This window comes from Curtobacterium sp. PhB130, from assembly GCF_003755165.1.
Classification (GTDB): Bacteria; Actinomycetota; Actinomycetes; order Actinomycetales; family Microbacteriaceae; genus Curtobacterium.
In genome coordinates this window covers 538345-559849 of the sequence record NZ_RKII01000006.1, presented here as the reverse complement: position 1 = coordinate 559849, position 21505 = coordinate 538345, and the positions used below count along the sequence as shown (strand labels likewise).

Below are 21505 nucleotides of genomic sequence, written 5' to 3'. Positions count from 1 at the left end.
CCCTCGATCCTAGAGAATCCACGAACGCTGACCCTCGCAGGCGCTAGCCGAGGCGAGCGGCCAGGAACGCGACCATCTCGCGTACGAGCAGGGCGCGCGAGGAAGCGCGGCGGTACTCGTGCCCCTCGCCCTCGAGCTCCAGGTACGCCACGTCGTGGGAGCGCTCACGCAGGGCGGCGACGACCTGGTGCGCCTCACCGATGGGGACGTTGGTGTCGAGTTCGCCGTGCACGACGAGCAACGGCGCGGTGACGTCGTCCACGGCGCGCATCGGCGAGAGCGACGCCAGCAGGTCGGCGTCGTCGACGGGGTGCCCGTACTTCGTCGCGGCCGCCGACGCGATCCACGGCTCGGTGTCCCGGTAGAACGTCGCGAAGTCGCTCATCCCGCACACCGCGACCCCGGCCGCGAACACGTCGGGCGTGAACGCGAGCGAGGCGAGCGTCGCGTACCCGCCGTAGGAGCGGCCCTCGACCGCGACCCGCTCACGGTCGGCGTACCCGTTCGCCACGAGCCACCGTGCGCAGTCCACGACGTCGGCGAGCGCGTTCCACCGCAGGCCGAGGTCGTCGGCGTGCACGAACTCGGTGCCGTACCCGGAGGACCCGCGGATGTTCGGCGCGAACACGGTGACCCCGGCCGCGGCGAGTGCCTGGTGCTGGGGCGAGAACGTCGGCCGTTCCTGCGACTCGGGCCCACCGTGCAGGTGGATCATCGCCGCGCCGGGCTCGGACGCCCGGTACAGCCATCCGGTCAGCTCGAGCCCGTCGCGGGCCGCGAAGCGCTCGAGCGTCGGCTCGACGAGCGCCACGGACGGCAGCGCCGGGACGTCGGTCACGCGGCTCCACGTCAGCTCGTTCGTGTCGAGACGCCAGAGCTCCCGAGGCCGGGTCGGTCCCTCGACCGTGAGGATGACGCTCCGGCCGTCGCGGCTGAGCACGGGGTCGGTGACGACGTACCCGGGGAGGCCGGGCACGGGGGTCCGGGAGGCGGAGTGCGTGTTGATGAGGTCGAGCTCGCTCCGGCCGTCGACGTTCCAGCCGAGGAGCAGCGTCCGCCCGGCGTCGTCGGCGTCGAGGAACTCGAGTTCGGCGTCCGCGCGGCCCATGATCAGCCGGGGCTCGCCGCGCCATCCGTGCGGGCCGACCGGCTGGGCGATGAGCTGCCGACGCGGTGCGCCCGCTTCGGTCGCGACGTAGGCCACGAGTGGGCTCGTCTCGCTCGCGGGGGACGGCCGGAGGAACGCGATCTCCGCGGACCCGGACTGCGGGTCGGTGAGCAGCGGGTGGCTCTCGTCGGTGAGACGGTCCACGACCACGACGAACTCGTGCCCGCGCTGGCCGTCGCGGAGCACCACGAGACGCTCCTCCACCGACAGGTCGAGGATGTGGATGAGCTCGCCGACGGCCAGGTCGTCGCGGTCGCCGGACACCGGGTCGACGAGGTACGAGCGTGCGGGCTGGTCGGCCTCGGTGGATGGCAGCGTGATCACGACGCGGTGGCCGCTGCGGCTCCAGGGGCCGAGTTCGGCGTGCTGGTACCGGGACCCGGCGATCTGCGCGGCGTCGGTGCCGTCCGGCCGGACGACCCAGACCTGCTGCTTGACGCCGCCGTCGGTCGCGATCGCGACGGCCAGCCACTCGCCGTCGGAGGACCACGTGACCCGGATGACCGGATCATCGGAGAGCGAGATCCGCACCGGTTCGGGCAACGGACCGTCGACGACGACGTCCTGCACGAACACCTCGGGGGTACGGTGCCGGTCGCTGACGAACGCCACCCGGCGCGCGTTCCGCGTCATGGTCGGGCCCCACGATCCCCAGGCGGCGGTGAGCCGCTCGCCCAGGTCGACCGCGGCCGTGGTGGCGACCGTCTGCTCGGCAGCACCCGACGGGTCGACGCGAGCCGGGCCTCCCGGCCGGACCGGAGCGGCCCCGCTCACCGCACCCCCTGCTGCTGCAGCCACATCTCGATGAGGCCCAGCTGCCAGAGCGCGTTCGCGCCGATCTCGGTCCGTGTGCTGTTCGGGTCCTGGAGCATCCGCTCGACCGTACCCGGGTCGAACAGCCCGCGTTCCCGGGCAGCCGGCGCCATGAGCGCGTCGCGGACGCGTTCGAGGTACGGGCCCTCGAGCTGGCGGATCGCCGGCACCGGGAAGTAACCCTTGGTGCGGTCGATGACCGCGTCCGGCACGATCCCGCGTGCTGCGCGCTTCATCACGCCCTTGCCACCGTCCGCGAGCTTCAGCGCCGGCGGGATGGTCCCGGCGAGCTCGACGAACTCGTGGTCGAGGAACGGGACGCGCGCTTCGAGCCCCCAGGCCATCGTCATGTTGTCGACCCGTTTCACCGGGTCGTCCACGAGCATGATCGTCGTGTCGCTCCGGAGCGCTGCGTCGACGCTCGTCGATGCTCCTGGGCGGGCGAACTCGCGGTCCACGAAGGCCGACGGGGTGTCGTCGTCGCTCCGCCACCGCTCCCCGAGCATCGGCTGCAGCGACGACCACCTGCGGTCCATGAAGACGGATCGGTACGCCTCTGCGGCCTGGTCGCGCGGCACGTCCGCGAGCGGTGGGTACCAGTCGTACCCACCGAGCACCTCGTCGGCGCCCTGCCCGGACTGCACCACCTTGACGTGCTGGGAGACCTCTTGCGAGAGCAGGTAGAACGCGACGCAGTCGTGGCTGACCATCGGTTCGCTCATCGCGGCGACGGCACCGTCGATGCCGTCGAGCAGCCGCGACGACGGGATCCGGATCCGGTGGTGGTCGGTGCCGAAGTGCCGTGCGACCAGGTCGGAGTACTCGAACTCGTCCCCGGACTCGCCGCCCGCCGACTCGAAGCCGATGCTGAAGGTGGCGAGGTCCTGCTGGCCGGCCTCGGCGAGCAGGGCGACCACGAGGGAGGAGTCGATGCCGCCGGAGAGCAGCACCCCGACGGGAACATCGGCCACCATGCGCCGCTCGACCGCGGTGCGGAGCGAGTCGATGAAGGCCTGCTGCCAGTCCTCGTCGGTCCAGTCGGCCCTCGCCGGGTCGCGCTCGAAACGGGGTTCCCAGTAGGTGGTGTCGGTGGACGAGCCGTCCGGTTCGACGACCCGGACGGTCGCGGGCGGGAGCTTGCCGACGCCGGAGAGGATGGTGCGGGGCGCCGGGACGATCGAGTGGAAGCTCATGTAGGACGCGAAGGCGACCGGGTCGACTGACGTGTCGACGCTGCCCCCGGGGCCGTTGCCCGCCAGGATCGCCGGCAGCGAGCTCGCGAACCGGAGCCCACCGGGGACCTCCGCCACGTAGAGCGGCTTGATGCCGAGCCGGTCGCGGGCCAGCACGAGCCGTCCGCTCGCGTGCTCCCAGATCGCGATCGCGAACATCCCGATGAGGTGCTCGACGAACGCGGTGCCCCACTCGGCGTACGCGGCGACGATCACCTCGGTGTCGGAGGTCGAGTCGAACCGGTGGCCCTTGCCGTGCAGCTCGTCGCGGAGCTGCCGGTAGTTGTAGACCATGCCGTTGTACGCGATGGTCAGCCCGAGCCGGGTGACCACCATCGGCTGCGCGCCGGCGGTGGAGAGGTCGACGATGGACAGTCGGCGGTGCCCGAGCGCGACCGGCCCACGCGCCCACAGCCCGTCACCGTCCGGACCCCGGTGCACGAGGCACCCGGTCATCCTGGCGACCGCACCGACGTCCGGGGACGTCCCGTCGAACCGGATCTCGCCCGCGAGTCCACACATCAGCGGTCCTCTCCCTTGCCGATGATCCAGGTGTCCTTGGCGCCGCCACCCCGTGAGGAGTTCACGACCATGCTGCCCTCCGGTGCCACGCGCGTGAGCGCGACGTCGGCGAGGTGCGTGTCGTCCGGCCCGGTGCCGGTGACGTAGACGAACGCCCGCAGGTCCACGTGCCGGGGATCGAGGCCGGCCGGACCGATCGTCGGGTGCGAGGAGAGCTGGACGACTTCCTGCCCGACCCACCCGGCCGGGTTCGCCGCGATCTCACGGCGGCGTTCGGCGACTTCCGGAGCACTCGCGCTCGGGCCGATCAGGACGTCACGACCCCCTTCGCCGTCGACCGGTTTCGTCACGAGCTCGCCGACACGGTCGAGCACCGAGAGCCGTTCGCCCTCGATGCTGGTGCGGTACGTGGGGACCGACTCGAGCAGCGGCTTCTCGTCGAGGTAGTACCAGATCAGGTCCGGCACGTTGACGTACATCGCCTTGTCGTCGACGAGCGCGTTGCCGGGCGCGTTGGCCAGGTACACGCGCCCCGCCTCGGCGGCGTCGAGGATCCGTGCGCCGAGGTCCGGGGTGCGGTCGTTGGTCAGGGCGCTCGCGTCACGGTCGACGCGCAGGTAGAGCGCGTCCACGACGTCGCCGGTGGACACCTCGATCACGCGTCCGTCACGGACGTCCAGGTCCGACTCGGTCAGGAGGCGCAGTCCGGCCCCGTCGGCGATCCTGCGGTGCTCGTACCAGGCGCCGGCGGCGGGGCCGTCGCTGACCAGTGCCACCACCGGGTCGGCCTGGCCGGTGACCGCGGTCGCGTTGGTGCGGAGCGTGTCGCGGACGCGGGTGAGGACGGAGTGTGGGTCGCGCAGACCCGCCGGACGCGGGGCGTCCGGGACCACCTCGTCCATGAGTTCACGGAGCGCCACCCCGAACGCGACGCCGGACGGTGAGCGCACGTTGTCCTCGAGCACCCGCCAGCCACCGAACTCGTTCCGGACCAGGTCGAACCCCATCACCGGCGCCCGGACGGCGTCCTTCGGCAGCCGGGACGCGTCCGTGTCCCAGCCGTTCGCACCGACGAAGTCGCGCTCGTCCATCGCACCGTCCGCGACGATCCGCCGCTCGCCGTACGCGTCACGGAGGAACAGCTCGATCGCGCGGGCACGCTGCCCCAGCCCGGCTTCGAGCTGGGACCACTCGTACGCGCTGATCGTGCGCGGGACCAGGTCGCAGCCGAACTCCTGCGTCGCACCGGCGACGACGAAGCCCACCTCGTGCTCCCGGGTCCAGGCGTCACGCGCGGTGCAGTGCTCGATCGTCGTCTCGGGGTCCCACCCGCGGAAGAAGGCCGCGAGGTCGCGGAACGCCGGCCGGGGACGAGCGCCCGGTCCGACGGCTTCGTCACCGGCACGGACCCGGTACGACGGGATCGCGATCACCGGGTGGTCGTCCCGCCCGGACGGGGTTCCCGCCGTGTCCTCGACCACGAGTGCCACGACGTCGTCGAGCTCACCGCGCTCGGCGTACGCGGTGCGCTGCCGGTCGGTGGAGTTGCCGCGGGCGAGGGTGTCCTCGAGCAGGTCGCTCACCGTCCCCCAGTCGCCCAGTTCCTCGAGCTCGGGGCGGAGGCGCGACACGAGCTGACGCACGGCGATCTCCGCCGGGAGCCGCTCCGGGTGCTGCCCGAGGCCGAGGAGGTCACCGCTCAGCCCGCTCCGCGCCGCTTGCCACATCGCCGCGCGGTGCAGGGGCTCGCTGCGGGGGTGCCACTCGGCACCGGACTCGACCGCGATCTCGGCCTTCCGCACCGCGGCGCGGAACAGCCCGGCGATGAGGACCGCGTCGTCGACGACCGGGGTGGCGTCGCAGACCCGCAGTTCGAGCGTCGGCGCGTGCGACGACGGTCGGACGTCGAAGTAGGCCATCTTCTTGTCGGCGATCACACCGGAGGCGATGAGGTCGTCGAGGACCTTGTCGTACTCCGCCGCGCTCTCGACCCGACCGAAGCTGCCGGCGGACGGCCAGCGCTGCCAGATGATGCTCCGGAACGACGCGTACCCGGTGTCCTGGCCGTTCCAGAACGGACTCGACGCGCTCAGTGCCAACAGCACGGGCAGCGTCGACGCGACGCGCTGGGCGATCTGCACCGCGAGGTCGCGGTCGCTCACACCGACGTGTACCTGCAGGCCGCAGATCAGCTGTTCGTCGACGAGCATCCGGTACTGCTCCTGCATGCGGCCGTAGCGGCCACCGGAGGTCAGTTCGAAGTCGGCGTACTCCGACCGCGGCGCCGTGCCCGCCGCGGCGATGGTCACGCCCGCCGGCGCGATCGCCGTCGCGAGTTCGCTGCGGAGGTCCACGATCACACGCCGGAGGTCGTCGAGGGTCGTCACCACCGGGGTGTTCGTCTCGATCGTCGTGCGCTGCAGTTCGGCGCCGAAGCGGTCTGCAGGCAGTTTGGGGAGAAGGCGGGGGGCCTTCGCGGAAAGTCGGCCGGACTCGAGGTCGATGAGGTGCAGCTCTTCCTCGGCGCCGAGCGTCAGCTCTGCACTCATGTGTGGAACCTACCCGCGACACCTGTGGTCCGCGCGGCGGGGTACGCCGCGCTGTGAGAAACCGCGGGGCATCACGTAGAAGTGGAGGAATGACGGCGACCGCGTTCTGCCTCCACGCCCTCGGGTCGAGCTCCGAGGAGTTCGCCACGCTGCGCGCACGCCTCGCCGGCACCCTGGACCTCATCGGCATCGACCTCCCCGGGTTCGGCCGGAGCTCGGCCGCGACGGGCACCACCGTCGAGGAGATGGCCGAACGGGTGGAGCGGGCGATCGGCCGGAGCGGTGCGACCGAGTGGGTGCTCATCGGCCACTCGATGGGCGGCAAGGTCGCGTCGGTCGTCGCATCCCGGACGATCGACGGTTCCAACGGCCTGTTCGGCCTCCGAGCGGTGGTCCTCCTCGCCGCGTCCCCGCTCTCCCCGGAACCGATGGACGAGGAACGACGGAGCTCGATGCTCGGCTGGGCGAAGGGCGGCACGATCGGGCCGGACGAGGCGGACACCTTCGTCGCGGCGAACACCGACGCCCAGCTGTCACCCGAACCGCACGCGATGGCCGTGCACGACGTACAACGCGCCGACCCCCGGGCCTGGACCGACTGGCTCGTCCGCGGCAGCCGCGAGGACTGGTCCGCCGCGTTCGGGCCGAACCCCGTCCCGGCGCTGATCCTGGCCGGAGCCGCCGACGGCGACCTCGGCGAGGACGCGCAGCGAGATCTGAACCTGCCGCACTGGTCCAACGGAACGCTCGACGTCGTGCCCGGTGCCGCACACCTGCTGCCGTGGGAGCGCCCCGACGAGGTCGCCGAGCGGATCCGCGCCTTCTGGGACCGCCGTGTCGACCGTGGACCCGTGGTCCCGGCGGCGACCGCCCGCGTGATCGCGTCGCCCCGCGTCAGCGCTCGGACGCGCGGACTCCTGGCCGTGCGGTCGCTCCCGGACGACCCGGACGCGGCACCCCTGGCGCTCACCGACACCCAGCTGGCGACGCTCCGGGCGGTCGCGCGGGTCGTCGTGCCGCAGCCGGGCGGTCGCCCCGTGGACGTCGCCCTCCGCGTGGACGCCCAGCTCGCTGCCGGACTCGGCGACGGCTGGCGGCCGGACGGACTGCCGGCGGACGTCGACGCCTACCGGGCCGGTCTCGACGCCCTCGAACCGGAGGCGGCACAGGGGGACGACCACCTCGCCACCGTGCTCGACGCCGTCACCGCGGGCCGACACGCCCCCTCCAGCGGCCCGTTCGAGGCCGAGCAGCTCCGCGTCTGGGCCGAGGACGCCAGCGTCGACCTCGTCAAGCAGTGGGTCGCGCACCCCGCGACGATGTCGGAGATCGACTACGACGGCTTCGCCAACGGCGGCGACGGCGTCCGCAAGCAGGGCTTCCAGCTCCTCGGAGCGGGACAGCGCGAAGCATGGGAACCGGCGGGAGCCACACGATGAGACTCGACCACCAGCGCCGGTACGCCGAGGACGAGGTCGTCGACGTGGTCGTCGTCGGCACCGGAGCCGGCGGCGCACCCCTGCTCGCAACCCTCGCCCGGAAGGGCCTGCGGGTCGTCGCGCTCGAAGCCGGGCCGAACACCGAGCCCGGCGACCACACGCCCGACGAGGTCGCCGCACCCGGCGACATCAACTGGATGGACGAGCGGATCAGCGGCGGCGCCGCACCGACGGCGTTCGGTCCGAACAACAGCGGCACCGGTGTCGGCGGCTCCACCCTGCACTGGGGCGCGTTCACCCCGCGGCCGAACGAGCACGACATCCGGCTCCGCACCGACTCCGGGCAGGGCGAGGACTGGCCGATCGACCACGCCGAGCTCGTCCGGTACATCGAACAGGCCGAGCACGACGTCGGCGTCGCCGGCCCTGCGCACTACCCGTGGGACCCGGCCCGCCGGTACCGGATGGGACCGCCGCCCCGGAACGCGTCCTCGGACATGATGATCCGCGGCGCGGCCGAGGTCGGCATCACCGCGACCGACGCACCCGTGGGGCTCACCACCGAGGACCGGATGCAGGAGCACCACGGGCTCCGCCAGGCCTGCGTGTCCTGCGGCTCCTGCCACCAGGGGTGCCGGAACGGCGCGAAGGTGTCGATGGACACCACCTACCTGCCCGCCGCCGTCGCGTTCGGCGCCGAGATCCGCGCCGAGGCGTTCGTGCACGGCATCGAACTCGACGCCCGCGGCGAGGTCGAGGCCGTCGTCTACCGCCAGGACGGGCGAGACCACCGGCAGCGCACCCGCGCACTCGTCCTCGCGGCCGGTGGCATCGAGACCCCGCGCCTGCTCCTGCACACCGGGCTGGCGAACAGCAGCGACCAGGTCGGACGGAACTTCACCGCGCACGGTGGGACCCAGGTCTGGGCGACGTTCGATGCGTCGATGCGGTCCTACCGCGGGTACCCGTCGTCGATCATCACCGAGGACTTCGTCCGTCCCGCCGACGCCGACTTCGCGGGCGGCTACCTCATCCAGAGTCTCGGTGTGCAGCCCCTCACCCTCGCCACCTCACTCGTCTGGGGCGGTGGACTCCGCGGTGCCGCCCTCGTGACCGCGATCCGGGACTACCCGTCCATGGCGGGTGTCGGCATGAACGCGGAGTGCCTGCCGTACGACGAGAACCGGCTCGTGCTCAGCGACGAACTCGACGGCAACGGGGTACCGAAGGCGCGGGTGTCCTTCTCCCCCGGCGCGAACGAGGAAGCCATCACACGGCATGCGATCCGGACGATGACCGCGATCGTCGAAGCTGCCGGCGGCCGTGACGTGCGGGTCCTCGACCGGACCGCGCACACCGTCGGCACCGCACGGATGGGTGCCGACGCGGCGAGCTCCGTCGTGGACGCTGCCGGGCGGTCGTGGGACGTGCCGAACCTGTGGATCGTGGACAACTCGGTGTTCCCGAGCTCCCTCATCGCGAACCCGGCGCTGACGATCATGGCGCTCTCGCTCCGCACCGCCGACCGCCTGCTGCGGGACGACGCCGCGGCCGACCGCGACGAGGCGCTCCTCACGGCCTCCTGAGCAAGAGCAGCGCGGCGAGCGTCGCGCCGTCGGTGACCTCCCCGGCCGAGACTGCGGCGTCGACCTCTGAGGGTTCGAGCTCGACGGTGGTCCAGTCTTCGCCCGGCTCGAGTGCGGTCTCGCGGCGCTCGGTGACCGTCCCGACGAACACCCGTGTCCGGACGTCCGAGACCCCGGGTTCGGCCACGAAGGTGCCGACCTCGGTGAGTTCACCGCAGACAGCGCCGGTCTCCTCGAGGAGTTCACGGGCGGCGGCGGCCGCCGCGGAGTCGTCGCTCGGCTCGATCCCACCCGACGGCAACTCGTAGCGCGGCTCGGGACCGGTGGTGTCCCGCACGCCGTGCACGAAGACGATCCGATCGTCGACCATGGCCGCGACGATCACGCTGTCCGACGAGCGGAGCCGGAACCAGCTGCGCTCCGAGGCGTCCACCGTCTCCGTGACGGTGAACCACGGGTTCGCGTGCACGACGGCCGCACTCGAGCCCTCCGGCCGCCACTGGTCGCGGGAGGGGACACCGACGGGCCTGGCAGTCCTGCTGGTCATCCGCAACCGGAGGTCGATCTCGTGGTCGTCGGACGGCGGATCGTTCGCGTCCATGCCGACGAGCCACGTGAGGCCACGGAGTCCGCGGCTGTCCTGCCCGACCAGCGCGAGCGCCCAGACGGCGTCCGAACGAGTCGCGGCCTGGCGCTGCGCCCAGTCCATCGCCTGCAGGACGTCGGCTCCGGTCAGGTCGTACGTCGCGGTGGTGTACGTCTCGCCAGAGGGTTCCTGCACGTAGACGCGGAACCGCGGGTGGTGGTTCTCCCACGTGCTGTCCCGCTCGTCGACCTCGGTGGCGTCCATGCACCGAGCGTACGGGAGCACGGTATCCGGTGACATTCCACATAGGCTGACCGTGTGGGTCGTGACACCGCCGGGTGGCGACCCTGGGGCAAGCGTGAAGCCCACCACCGCAGGAACGGTGATGGGCTTCGGTTGCTCTCCGAGTGGAAAGCCGGGACGGGCAACAGCCGTTCCCGAGTCGTAACGCTCGGGTCCAGTGTAATCGAGCTCCGGCCCGATCGCCCGCCCGCCAGGCTCCTGGTCGACCTGGTCCGGAAGGACTGAGACAAGGACGTGCCGCACCGACCTCGATCGGTGCGGCACGTTCCGGGGCGACCGGTCAGCCGCGCGTCCGCGCCAACCGCCGGTTGAGCGCCCCGTTCAGCAGCGCGACGAGCAGCCCCACCGCGAACACCAGCGTCCCGAAGCACAGCACCTGCGGCGGCATCCCGGCCTTCGCGGCGCCGTACACGAAGAGCGGGAAGGTCACCGAGGGCCCGGCGACGAACGAGGTGATCACGTAGTCGTCGATGGACATGGCGAGCGCCAGCAGCCCCGCCGCGAGCATGCCCGGCGCCAAGAGCGGCAGGGTCACGAGCCGGAACGCCTGGAACGGCGTCGCGCCGAGGTCGCCGGCCGCTTCCTCGAGCGCGCGTGAGGTCCCCGCGATCCGCGCCCGCAGCACCACGACGACGTACGCGACGTCGAACGCCACGTGCGTGAGCAGCACGGTGAGGAAGCCGGTCCCCAGCCCGATCGACAGGAAGAACGACAGCGACGCGGAGCCGACGACGATCGACGGTGCGGCGATGTCCGCGAACACGACGGCGTTCACGGCGCCACGGCCGGGGAACTTGTACCGCTCGAGGGCGAGCGCGAGCGGCAGGCCGATCGCGACGGAGACGATGGCGGCGAGGAACGCGATGACGACCGAGGTCACGAACGCCGCGCCGAGCCCCGACACGTTCACGAGGTTGGCGTACCAGTACGTCGTGAACCCGTTCCAGGCGAACGACAACCGGTTCGTCGGGGCGTCGTTGAACGAGTACACGATCATGTAGATGATCGGCACGAGCGTGATCGCGATGACCACCCAGTACACGATCGCGAGCCACGGCCCGCGTCGGTTCACGCCGTGCCGGTGCACGACCGGAGCGGAGACGGGCGACGCGGGGACGGTGGTGCGGGGTGGTGCGACGGCGGTCATACGAGGTCCTCGAGGTCGTCGGTGCCGGACACACGGGCGTAGATGAACAGGATGATGCCGAGCACCACCATGAGCACGGTGGAGAGCGCGGCGGCGACGTTGTACTGCTGGTTGCCGGAGTAGGCGTCCTGGATCGCCTGCCCGATCGTGTACGTGTTCGTGCCGCCGAGGAGCGCCGAGTTCACCGGGTCGCCGACGCAGTCGATGAACACCAGCAGGACACCGGCGAAGATGCCGGAGCGGGACAGCGGCAGCGTGGTGTGCCAGAATGCCCGGACCTTGCCGGCGTAGAGGTCGTTCGCGGCCTCACCGAGGCGCGGGTCGATCCGTTCGAGCGCGGCGTAGATCGGCAGCACCATGAACGCCAGGTCGTTGTACGCGTCCCCGAAGATCACGGCCCCGCCGGTGCCGAGGATGTGGAAGTCCTTGCCGGCGAGCCCGATCCCCTGCAGGAAGGTGACGACGGGCCCCTGCGACGCGAGCACGAACGCCCACATGTCGGTGCGGATGATGAACGACACCAGGAAGCTCACGAAGACGAGCATCAGCAGCGGGTTCTTCCACCGCGGGGACACCCGGAACGCGATGAAGTACGCGACGGGGTAACCGACGATGATGGTCACGACCGTTGCCGCTGCGCCGTACCAGAGGGAGCGGAGCAGGAACGTGAGGTACGGCACCTGCGGGTTCACGAACAGCGAGGAGTAGATCCCCCAGTTCCACGTGAACGTGTACCCGTCGTCCGGGTTCCCCGACATGAGCGAGACGATCAGCCCGGACAGGAGCGGGATGACGAAGAAGACGCAGAGGTACGCGGTGCCGACCAGCGCGAGCAGGAACGGCGTGCTGCGACGCCGCCCGCGACGAACGGGTGCAGCGGGCGGGGCACCCAGGGCGACGGCGGTCACGACTGCACCACCGCGTTGAAGATGCCGTTCCACTCCGAGTACTCGTCGTAGTTCTTGAACACGCGGAACTCGTGCGACTTCTCCAACACCGAGGAGTCGGGGAACACGAGCGGGCTGTCCGCCACCGTCGCGTCGTCGAGCTGGTCGCGGACGTAGTCCTCGGCGGCGGGGACGGGGCAGACGTAGTTGACCCAGTCCTCGACGATCCCGGCGACCTTCGGCGTGTAGTAGAAGTCCATCCAGGCCAGCGCCGACACCGGGTTCGCCGCCTGCCGGGGGATGAGCATGTTGTCGTGCCAGGTCATCTGCCCCTCCTCCGGGGTGACGAACTCCAGGTCCGGGAACCCCGACTGCTGCGCCTGGAACACGTCGCCCGACCAGGCCTGGGTGATCCAGGTGTCCCCGTTCTCGAGCCGGTTGATGTAGCTCTGGTCGTAGAACCCGGTGACGCTCGGGCGCAGCTCACGGAGCCACTGCTGGGCCTTCCGCCAGTCCGCGGCGGTCGACGTCTCCGGCGCGATCCCGAGGGCGAGGAGTGCCAGCGACCCGAGCTCGGTGTTGTCGCTCATCAGCCCGACGCGGCCCTTGAAGGCGGGATCGAGGAGGTCCTTGAACGAGGTGATCTTCCGCCCGGTGTACTTCGGGTTGTACGCCAGACCGGTGAACCCGGTCTGCCACACGACGGAGTGCTTGTTGTCCGGGTCGTAGTTCGGGTCCTTCACCGAGTCGGACGCGTTCGCGGCGAAGTTCGGCAGCCGGCTGTGGTCGAGCTCGCAGACGAACCCGTTCTTGATCATCTCGGTGAGCTCGTACCCGTTGGTCATCACGACGAGGTCGTACCCGGTGGCGCCCTTCGCGCGGAGGATCGGGGAGACGGTGGCGTAGAACGTCGCGTTGTCCTGGATCACCGCCTGGTAGTCCACCGCGATGCCGGTCGCCTCCTTGAAGAGCGCGAGCGACTCGGACTTGCCGTGGTCGGAGTCGATGTACAGCGGCCAGTTCGCGAAGTTGAGCTCCTTCGTCGCCTTCGCGTCCTTCCAGAAGGCGGTCCAGTCCACGGGGGGACCCATCGAGGCGGCGGAGCCCTTGATGCTGCAGCCGGCGAGGAGTGCCGCGACGGCGGCCGCGCCGCCTCCGGCCAGGAACCCCCGCCGGCTGACCCGGGCGGACGTCAGTCCGCGCACCAGGTCGGGTCGGGCGCTCACGCGACCGCACCTGCGGTGGCGGTCTCCACGGCCTGGAGGCCCGGCGCGGCCTGGGTGGTGACGCTCGCGTCGGACGCGTCGGGTGCCTCCAGACCGAATCCGTGGTCGACGCCCCACGTGAGCCAGACCTCGGTGCCGGTCGCGATCCGCGGCCCGCCCTTCGAGTTCTGGGCGAAGACGGAGACCCGGCCGGCGCCGGGGACGTCGACGAGGTACTGCGTGCTGACGCCGGAGAAGGAGACGTCGACGACGCGTCCCGGGCCGAGGATGTTGCGTCCGGCCTCGTGCGAGGGCTCCGCGGTGCGGATCTTGAGCTTCTCGGGGCGCACCCCGACGACCACGCGGCCGGAGGTCGCGACGGCACGCGCGGCCGGCACGGCGATGGTGCCCGCGGCGGTCGCGACGACGATGAGCTCGCCCTCGGTTCCACGGACGTCGCCCTCGAGCAGGTTCGACTGGCCGAGGAAGTTCGCGACGAACGCGGTCTTCGGCAGTTCGTAGAGGTCCTGGGGGCTGCCCATCTGCTCGATCCGGCCGCCGTTCATGACGGCGACCGTGTCGGCCATCGTCATCGCCTCTTCCTGGTCGTGGGTGACGTGCAGGAACGTCAGCCCGACCTCGGCCTGGATCGTCTTCAGCTCGAGCTGCATCTGGTGCCGGAGCTTCAGGTCGAGCGCGCCGAGCGGTTCGTCGAGGAGCAGCAGCGCCGGCCGGTTCACGATCGCCCGGGCGAGGGCGACGCGTTGCTGCATGCCGCCGGAGAGCTGGGCAGGCCGCTTGGACGCCGAGGCCTCGAGCTCGACGAGGCGGAGCGCCTCGTGGGCCTTCGTCATCGGGTCCGGGATCCGTCGGCGCTTCAGCCCGAACGCGACGTTGTCGAGCACGCTCATGTGCGGGAACAGCGCGTAGTTCTGGAACACCGTGTTCACGGGCCGCTGGTACGGCTTCGTCTCGGTGACGTCCTTCCCGCCGATCGTGATCGTGCCGCTCGTCGGTTCCTCGAGTCCCGCGACGAGCCGCAGGGTCGTGGTCTTGCCGCAGCCGGACGGGCCGAGCAGGGCGAAGAACGATCCAGCGGGGACCGTGAGGTCGAGGGCGTCCACCGCCGTGTGGCCCGGGAAGGCCTTCGTGATCTGTTCGAGCCGCAGGTCGGCTCCCGATTCGGCGAACGTGCCGGTCATTGCCATGGTGCCTCCAGGGAGTGGTCGGCTTCAGCCGATGTAGGACATGACGTGCTTGATGCGGGTGTAGTCGTCGAACCCGTACTGGGACAGGTCCTTGCCGTAGCCGGAGTGCTTGAAGCCGCCGTGCGGCATCTCGGCGACGATCGGGATGTGGGTGTTGATCCACACGCACCCGAAGTCGAGGTCGCGGGCGAAGCGCATCGCCCGCGCATGATCGGTCGTCCACACCGAACTCGCCAGGCCGTACTCGACACCGTTCGCCCAGCGGAGCGCCTCCGCCTCGGTGCTGAACCGCTGGACGGTCTGCACCGGGCCGAAGATCTCCTGCTGCACGGCGCGGTCGTCCTGCCGGAGCCCGGACACGATCGTCGCCTGGTGGAAGTAGCCGACGTCGCCCTGCCGCGCACCACCCAGCTCGATCGTGGCGTGGTCGGGGAGCGTGTCGATGAAGTCCTGCACGTGCGTGAGCTGGTTCACGTTGTTGACCGGGCCGAAGTACGGGGTCGAGGCGTCCGGGCCGGTCTGCGCGTCGGTCCTGGCCGCCTCGGCGAGCGCCGCCACGAACTCGTCGTGGATGCCGTCCTGCACGAGCAGCCGGGTGGCCGCGGTGCAGTCCTGCCCGGCGTTGAAGAACCCGGCGGCGACGATGCCGGCGACCGCGGCGGGGATGTCGGCGTCGTCGAACACGATCACCGGGGCCTTCCCGCCGAGCTCCAGGTGCGTGCGCTTCAGGTCACCGGCGGCGGCGCGGGCGACCTCCATGCCGGCGCGGACGGACCCCGTGATGGACACGAGCTGCGGCGTCGGGTGGTCGATCATCGCGGCGCCGGTGGTCCGGTCCCCGACGACGACGTTGAGGACGCCGGGCGGCAGGAACTCCGCGGCGACCTCGGCGAGGAGCAGCGTGGACAGGGGCGTCGTGTCGCTGGGCTTCAGGACGGTGGTGTTCCCAGCGGCGAGCGCCGGGGCGAACTTCCACACCGCCATGTTGAGCGGGTAGTTCCAGGGGGTGACCTGGGCGACGACGCCGATCGGCTCGCGCCGGACGAACGACGTGTGGTCGGCCATGTACTCGCCGGCGCTCCGGCCCTCGAGGTTCCGGGCGGCTCCGGCGAAGAAGCGGATCTGGTCGACGGAGAGCAGGATCTCGTCCTCGACCAGGGTGGCGCGGGGCTTCCCGGTGTCGAGTGACTCCAGGTCCGCGAACTCCTCCGCACGCTGTTCCATCGCGTCCGCGATCCGGAACAGCGCGAGCTGGCGCTCCCCCGGGGTCGTGCGGCGCCAGGTCTCGAACGCGGTGCTCGCGGCGGTGAAGGCATCGTCGACGTCCGCGGCGGTGGAGATCGGCGACCTGCCGTACTCGGCCTCGGTCGTCGGGTCGACCAGGCCGAACGCGGTGTCCGAGCGTGACTCGACGGACGCGCCTCCGACGAAGTTCCGGAGTTCCCGCGTCGCCGTGGCCGTCGACGTGTTCGTGCTGTCCAGCATGGCGGCGATACTGGCACGCTTTCCCATGGTTCGGAAGACTTGTAACAACGGAAATCGTCGCGAAACACGTTGTTCACAACGGAATCCCTTGCTTTCTCGACGACGGCGCTGCCATGCTGTCCGGCATGGCGGCAGCACCACGACGTCCGGGACCGATCGACGACATCTCCAAGCGCATCATCGAACAGCTCCAGGCGGACGGGCGCCGTCCGTACGGCGAGATCGGCAAGGCGGTCGGTCTCAGCGAGGCGGCGGTCCGGCAGCGCGTGCAGAAGCTCACCGAGACCGGCGTCATGCAGATCGTCGCGGTCACGGACCCCATGCAGCTCGGGTTCCACCGGCAGGCGATGATCGGCATCCGCGTGGGCGGCGACACCCGCAAGGTCGCCGACGAACTCGAGAAGCTCCTGGCGGTCGACTACCTCGTGATGACCGCCGGCAGCTTCGACCTCATGGTGGAGGTCGTCTGCGAAGACGACGACGACCTCATCGAACTGCTCAACGGCACGATCCGGGCCATCCCGGGTGTGACCGGCACCGAGACCTTCGTCTACCTGCAACTCCGCAAACAGCTCTACGACTGGGGAACGCGATGACCATCTCCGACCAGAAGACCGAACAGCCCACGCGGCTCGGCTCCTACGACCCGTTCGCCCCGGTGGACGACGCAGCCCTGCAGCAGAAGTCCCGCGACCACCTGTGGATGCACTTCGCCCGGCACGGTGCGAACCAGGCCGGTGCCGACGTGCCGATCATGGTGCGCGGCGAGGGCCACCACGTCTACGACAGCCACGGCAAGGGCTACATCGACGGGCTCTCCGGCCTGTTCGTCGTCGCCGCCGGGCACGGCCGGAAGCGCCTGGCCGAGATGGCGGCGAAGCAGGCCGAGACGCTGAGCTTCTTCCCGATCTGGTCCTACGCGCACCCCGCCGCGATCGAGCTCGCCGACCGCCTGGCCGACCTGGCGCCCGGCGACCTCAACAAGGTGTTCTTCTCCACCGGTGGTGGTGAGGCGGTCGAGACCGCCTTCAAGCTCGCGAAGTACTACTGGAAGCTCCGCGGCAAGCCGATGAAGCACAAGGTGATCTCGCGTGCGGTGGCGTACCACGGCACCCCGCAGGGAGCGCTCGCGATCACCGGCATCCCCGCGATGAAGCAGATGTTCGAGCCGCTGACGCCCGGTGGCCTCCGTGTGCCGAACACGAACTACTACCGCGCCGACGAGATGGGCTTCGCCGGGCAGAGCGAAGAGGAGTTCGGCTACTGGGCCGCCGAGCGCATCCGCGAGATGATCGAGTTCGAGGGTCCCGACACCGTCGCCGCCGTCTTCCTCGAGCCGGTGCAGAACTCCGGCGGCTGCTTCACCCCGCCGCCCGGGTACTTCCAGCGGGTCCGCGAGATCTGCGACGAGTACGACGTGCTCCTGGTCTCCGACGAGGTGATCTGCGCGTTCGGCCGCATCGGCACGATGTTCGCCTGCGACACCTACGACTTCGTGCCGGACATGATCACCTGCGCCAAGGCGATGACCTCCGGGTACTCCCCGATCGGCGCCACGATCATCAGCGACAAGCTGTTCGAGCCGTTCTCGAAGGGCGACACGACCTTCTACCACGGGTACACGTTCGGCGGGCACCCGGTCTCCGCAGCGGTCGCGATGGAGAACCTCGACATCTTCGAGGAAGAGGGCCTGCTCGCGAACGTGCAGCAGAACGCCCCGCTCTTCAAGGCCGAGCTGGACACCCTGCTCGACCTGCCGATCGTCGGTGACGTCCGCGGTGCCGGGTACTTCTACGGCATCGAGCTCGTGAAGGACAAGGCCACGAAGACGACGTTCGACGACGACGAGTCCGAGCGTCTGCTCCGCGGGTTCCTGTCCAAGGCGCTCTTCGACGCGGGGCTGTACTGCCGCGCCGACGACCGCGGCGACCCCGTCGTGCAGCTCGCACCGCCGCTCACCATCGGGCAGCCCGAGTTCCGCGAGATCACCTCGATCCTGCGGAGCGTGCTGTCCGAGGCGTCCTCGAAGATCTGATCGTGACGGGCTACCGGGGCGTCTCGTTCTGGCTGGACCAGCTCGTGGCATCCGGCCGCGACGACCTGACGCCCCGGCCGCCCCTCGACGGCGACCGCTCGGCGGACGTCTGCATCATCGGCGGCGGACTCACCGGTCTCTGGACCGCGTGGTACCTGCACCAGGGTGATCCGAGCCTCCAGATCGTCGTCGTCGAACGCGAGATCGCCGGGTTCGGCGCCTCCGGACGGAACGGCGGCTGGTGCTCGGCGCTCTTCCCGCGGTCCGCGGAGTCCATCGCGCAGCACGACGGCCGCGAGGCCGCGCTCGCCATGCGCGCGGCCATGCGCGACACCGTCGACGAGGTCGGTCGCGCAGCGGCCGAGGCCGACATCGACTGCGACTACGTCAAGGGCGGCACCGTCCTCTACGCACGTTCCGAGGTCCAGGACCGCGCGGCCCGCGCGGAGGTCGCGTCGTCGTCCGACTGGGGCGACGACATGACCTACCGGGACGGTCGTCGCGGTGACGCGACGGACACCCTCGGTGTGGCGTGGACCCCGGACTGCGCGCGGGTGCAACCGGCCGCGTTGGTCCGTGGGCTCGCAGCCGCCCTGGAGGCCCGTGGCGTCGTGATCGCGGAGCACACGCCCGCCGTGTCGTGGGCTCCAGGGCGTGTGGTCACCACCCGCGGGACCGTCTCGGCCGGCGCGGTCGTCGTCGCCACAGAGGGGTACGGCGCGTCGCTGGAGCAGACGAAGCGGCGGATCCTGCCGCTGTACTCGCTGATGATCGCGACCGCGCCGCTGCCGGCGTCCGCGTGGGAGCGCATCGGCCTCGAACACGGACAGACCTTCTCCGACTACCGGCACCTGCTCGTCTACGGGCAGCGGACCGCCGACGACCGGCTCGCCTTCGGTGGGCGGGGCGCCCGCTACCACTGGGGGTCCTCGATCACCCCCGGGTACGACCGGGTCCCCCGGGTCTTCCAGCACCTGCGCCGATCGCTCGTCGAGCTCTTCCCGGTGGTGGCGGACGCTGCGATCACGCACACCTGGGGCGGCCCGCTCGGGGTGCCGCGGGACTGGTGCGCCTCGGTGACCTGGGACGGATCGGTCGGCTCGGCCGGCGGGTACGTCGGGGACGGCCTCTCGACGACGAACCTGGCCGGACGGACGCTCGCCGACCTCGTGCGGGGTGTCTCGACGCCGCTGACCGCGCTGCCGTGGGTGGGACACCGCTCCCCCGACTGGGAGCCGGAGCCGCTGCGGTTCCTCGGGGCGAACGCCGGACTCGTCGCCACCGACCTCGCCGACCGCGAGGAACGGCTGACCGGGCGTGCGAGCCTCGCCGCCCGGCTGATGGCGCCGCTGACCGGGGGTCACTGATGGGCTCGGACGTGATCGTCGTCGGAGCCGGCGTCGCCGGGCTGGCCGCCGCGCGCGCCCTGGCCCTCGCCGGCCGCGACGTCGTCGTGCTCGAGGCCCGGGACCGCATCGGTGGTCGCACCTGGACGGACTCCGCGCTCGGTGTGCCCGTCGACCTCGGCGCCTCGTGGATCCACGGCATCGACGGCAACCCGCTGTGGTCCCTGGCGTCCGCGTTCGGGATCGACACCGTCGAGTTCACCGTCGGCAGCTTCCAGTTCGACGGGCGGCCGATCGCCTGGCACGACCCGTCCGGAGCGCCGGTGGCCGACCCGGGTGCGTTCGTGGCCGATCTGCACACCGTCGACGGGCTGCTGGAGTCCGTCGTGGCGGACGCCGCCCCCGGGACCACGTACGCCGAGGCCGTCGCCGCCGTGCTGGCGTCGCTCGGCTGGACCGGTGCGCGCGCCCTGCGCGTGCAGGAGTACATGGCCCACCGGTCGGAGGACCTCTGCGGCGCCCCCGTCACCGACCTCGACGCCCACGGGCTCGAGGAGGAGCACGTCCCCGGCGACGAGGTCGTCTTCCCCGGCGGGTACGGGCAGTACGCCGCGGCATTGGCCGGCGGACTGGACGTGCGCACCGACGCCGTCGTCGCCGTGGTCCACCAGAACGACGAGCGGGTCAAGGTGACCACGACCGACGGTTCGGAGTTCTGCGCCGCCGAGGTCGTCGTGACCGTGCCGCTCGGCGTGCTCAGGGCCGGTGACGTCGTGTTCGACCCGCCGTTGGCCGGTCCGGCCGCCGGAGCGCTCGACCGACTCGGCATGGGCGTCTACGACAAGGTGTTCCTGCGGTTCCCCGAGCAGTTCTGGGACACGTGGGTGATCCGGCAGCAGGGGCCCGCCGGGGTCGACTGGCACTCCTGGTACGACATGTCCCGGGTGACCGGGGAGCCCGTGCTCGCCGCGCTGCTCGGCGGTGCCGGCGCACGGCGGATCGAGACCCTGACGGACGACGAGATCGTGGCCTTGGGCGTCACCGCGCTCCGCCGCATGTTCGGCGATGCCGTCCCCGACCCGACGGCGTTCCGCATCACCCGCTGGGCCGCCGACCCCTTCGCACGCGGCTCGTACTCGTACCTGCACGTCGGCGCGTCGACCGACGACCACGACCTGCTCGGGACACCGTCCGGACGCGTGCAGCTCGCCGGCGAGGCCACGTGGGGCGACGACCCCGCGACGGTGCACGGGGCGCTGAACTCGGGGCTCCGTGCGGCGTCGCGGATCCTCGGCAGGCAGGTCACGCCGGCGGAACTGGCATCTACACTCGGCGCGTGAGCCCGCCGAAGGTCAGACACCAGCACGAACACCGCTTCCCGGTGGCCGCCGCGATCCTGGTCAACCTCGCGCTCGCCCTGTTCCTGCCGAGCCAGGTGCTGTTCTTCCCGTCGTGGGTCGTCCCGCTGCTCGGCGTCCTGCTGCTCATGCCGTTGATCGTGTTCAACCCGCGGCGGTTGTCGCGCGAGACGACCTGGTCACGCTGGCTGTCGTTCGGCCTCGCGATCATGCTCACCGTCGCGAACCAGCTCACCGTGATCCGTACCGTCATGGAGCTCCTCAACGGGCACGCGGACGGCGGCGCCGTGCTCCTGACCGCGCTGCAGGTGTGGGTCAGCAGCATCATCGCCTTCGGGCTCGTCTACTGGGAGCTCGACCGCGGCGGCCCCGTGGCCCGGCGGCGTCCCGGGCTCTGGAAGTCCGACGAGGCGGACTTCCAGTTCCCCCAGGAGACCGACGAGCGCACGGCGTCGTGGCGTCCGGTGTACCTCGACTACCTCTACGTGGGGCTCACCAACATGGTGGCGTTCAGCCCGACCGACACGATGCCGATGACCGTCCGCGCGAAGATGATCATGGCCTACCAGTCGGTCGGCGGGTTCATCCTGATGGCGCTGGTCATCTCGCGCGCGGTCAACATCATCGCCTGACGGC

At 71.0% G+C, this 21505-nt stretch carries 16 protein-coding genes; 7 read left to right on the top strand and 9 right to left on the bottom strand.

All coding sequences use genetic code 11. From position 1 onward, the window contains the following. Positions 1–43: 43 nt before the first annotated feature. Genes EDF24_RS02800 through EDF24_RS02790 form a run of 3 tightly spaced genes read right to left on the bottom strand, consistent with a single transcriptional unit; the run spans position 44 to position 6284 of the window. The gene (locus EDF24_RS02800) at positions 44–1942 is read right to left on the bottom strand and encodes a prolyl oligopeptidase family serine peptidase (RefSeq protein ID WP_123701030.1); all 1899 of its coding nucleotides are present in this window, start codon (positions 1940–1942) and stop codon (positions 44–46) included. Next, complete coding sequence (locus EDF24_RS02795; RefSeq protein ID WP_123655067.1) at positions 1939–3735, bottom strand: N-acetylglutaminylglutamine amidotransferase; 1797 nt, start codon at positions 3733–3735, stop codon at positions 1939–1941. Before EDF24_RS02795 ends, EDF24_RS02800 begins: the two co-directional genes overlap by 4 nt. Next, on the bottom strand, positions 3735–6284 hold the full coding sequence (locus tag EDF24_RS02790) for a carboxylate--amine ligase/circularly permuted type 2 ATP-grasp protein (protein WP_123701029.1): 2550 nt from the start codon (positions 6282–6284) through the stop codon (positions 3735–3737). Before EDF24_RS02790 ends, EDF24_RS02795 begins: the two co-directional genes overlap by 1 nt. Positions 6285–6373: 89 nt before the next feature. Here EDF24_RS02790 and EDF24_RS02785 point away from each other — a divergent pair, with 89 nt between their 5' ends. Both EDF24_RS02785 and EDF24_RS02780 read left to right on the top strand, forming a co-directional pair. Next, the gene (locus EDF24_RS02785; protein ID WP_123701028.1) at positions 6374–7723 is read left to right on the top strand and encodes an alpha/beta hydrolase; all 1350 of its coding nucleotides are present in this window, start codon (positions 6374–6376) and stop codon (positions 7721–7723) included. Further along, a complete protein-coding gene (locus tag EDF24_RS02780; RefSeq protein ID WP_221181335.1) occupies positions 7720–9309 on the top strand; it encodes a GMC family oxidoreductase in 1590 nt (529 codons plus the stop codon). Before EDF24_RS02785 ends, EDF24_RS02780 begins: the two co-directional genes overlap by 4 nt. Here the strand turns inward: EDF24_RS02780 and EDF24_RS02775 are convergent. The 6 genes from EDF24_RS02775 to EDF24_RS02750 form a co-directional block, all read right to left on the bottom strand. Beyond that, complete coding sequence (locus EDF24_RS02775) at positions 9296–10159, bottom strand: NUDIX hydrolase (protein ID WP_221180747.1); 864 nt, start codon at positions 10157–10159, stop codon at positions 9296–9298. The genes EDF24_RS02780 and EDF24_RS02775 overlap by 14 nt on opposite strands. Positions 10160–10478: 319 nt before the next feature. Next, positions 10479–11345: an ABC transporter permease gene (locus EDF24_RS02770; RefSeq protein ID WP_123701027.1), complete on the bottom strand. Its 867-nt coding sequence runs from the start codon at positions 11343–11345 to the stop codon at positions 10479–10481. Continuing rightward, the gene (locus EDF24_RS02765) at positions 11342–12253 is read right to left on the bottom strand and encodes an ABC transporter permease (protein WP_123655063.1); all 912 of its coding nucleotides are present in this window, start codon (positions 12251–12253) and stop codon (positions 11342–11344) included. The genes EDF24_RS02770 and EDF24_RS02765 overlap by 4 nt, the downstream gene beginning before the upstream one ends. Beyond that, complete coding sequence (locus EDF24_RS02760) at positions 12250–13458, bottom strand: PotD/PotF family extracellular solute-binding protein (protein ID WP_123655062.1); 1209 nt, start codon at positions 13456–13458, stop codon at positions 12250–12252. Before EDF24_RS02760 ends, EDF24_RS02765 begins: the two co-directional genes overlap by 4 nt. Then, entirely contained in the window at positions 13455–14645 is a 1191-nt protein-coding gene (locus EDF24_RS02755) for an ABC transporter ATP-binding protein (RefSeq protein WP_123655061.1), read from the bottom strand. Before EDF24_RS02755 ends, EDF24_RS02760 begins: the two co-directional genes overlap by 4 nt. A gap of 24 nt (positions 14646–14669) precedes the next feature. Beyond that, the gene (locus tag EDF24_RS02750; RefSeq protein ID WP_123701026.1) at positions 14670–16130 is read right to left on the bottom strand and encodes a gamma-aminobutyraldehyde dehydrogenase; all 1461 of its coding nucleotides are present in this window, start codon (positions 16128–16130) and stop codon (positions 14670–14672) included. Positions 16131–16243: 113 nt separating this feature from the next. On the opposite strand from EDF24_RS02750, the gene EDF24_RS02745 reads away from it, so the two are divergent. The 5 genes from EDF24_RS02745 to EDF24_RS02725 are packed head-to-tail and all read left to right on the top strand — an operon-like array spanning position 16244 to position 21501. Further along, on the top strand, positions 16244–16726 hold the full coding sequence (locus EDF24_RS02745; RefSeq protein ID WP_395867234.1) for an Lrp/AsnC family transcriptional regulator: 483 nt from the start codon (positions 16244–16246) through the stop codon (positions 16724–16726). Then, positions 16723–18165: an aspartate aminotransferase family protein gene (locus EDF24_RS02740; RefSeq protein ID WP_123655058.1), complete on the top strand. Its 1443-nt coding sequence runs from the start codon at positions 16723–16725 to the stop codon at positions 18163–18165. Before EDF24_RS02745 ends, EDF24_RS02740 begins: the two co-directional genes overlap by 4 nt. Positions 18166–18167: 2 nt before the next feature. After that, positions 18168–19532 carry an FAD-binding oxidoreductase gene (locus EDF24_RS02735; RefSeq protein WP_123701025.1) on the top strand — a complete coding sequence of 455 codons (1365 nt, stop codon included), beginning with the start codon at positions 18168–18170 and terminating at the stop codon, positions 19530–19532. Continuing rightward, positions 19532–20851 carry an NAD(P)/FAD-dependent oxidoreductase gene (locus EDF24_RS02730; protein WP_123701024.1) on the top strand — a complete coding sequence of 440 codons (1320 nt, stop codon included), beginning with the start codon at positions 19532–19534 and terminating at the stop codon, positions 20849–20851. The genes EDF24_RS02735 and EDF24_RS02730 overlap by 1 nt, the downstream gene beginning before the upstream one ends. Further along, the gene (locus EDF24_RS02725; RefSeq protein WP_260233337.1) at positions 20848–21501 is read left to right on the top strand and encodes a DUF1345 domain-containing protein; all 654 of its coding nucleotides are present in this window, start codon (positions 20848–20850) and stop codon (positions 21499–21501) included. Before EDF24_RS02730 ends, EDF24_RS02725 begins: the two co-directional genes overlap by 4 nt. Positions 21502–21505: the final 4 nt, after the last annotated feature.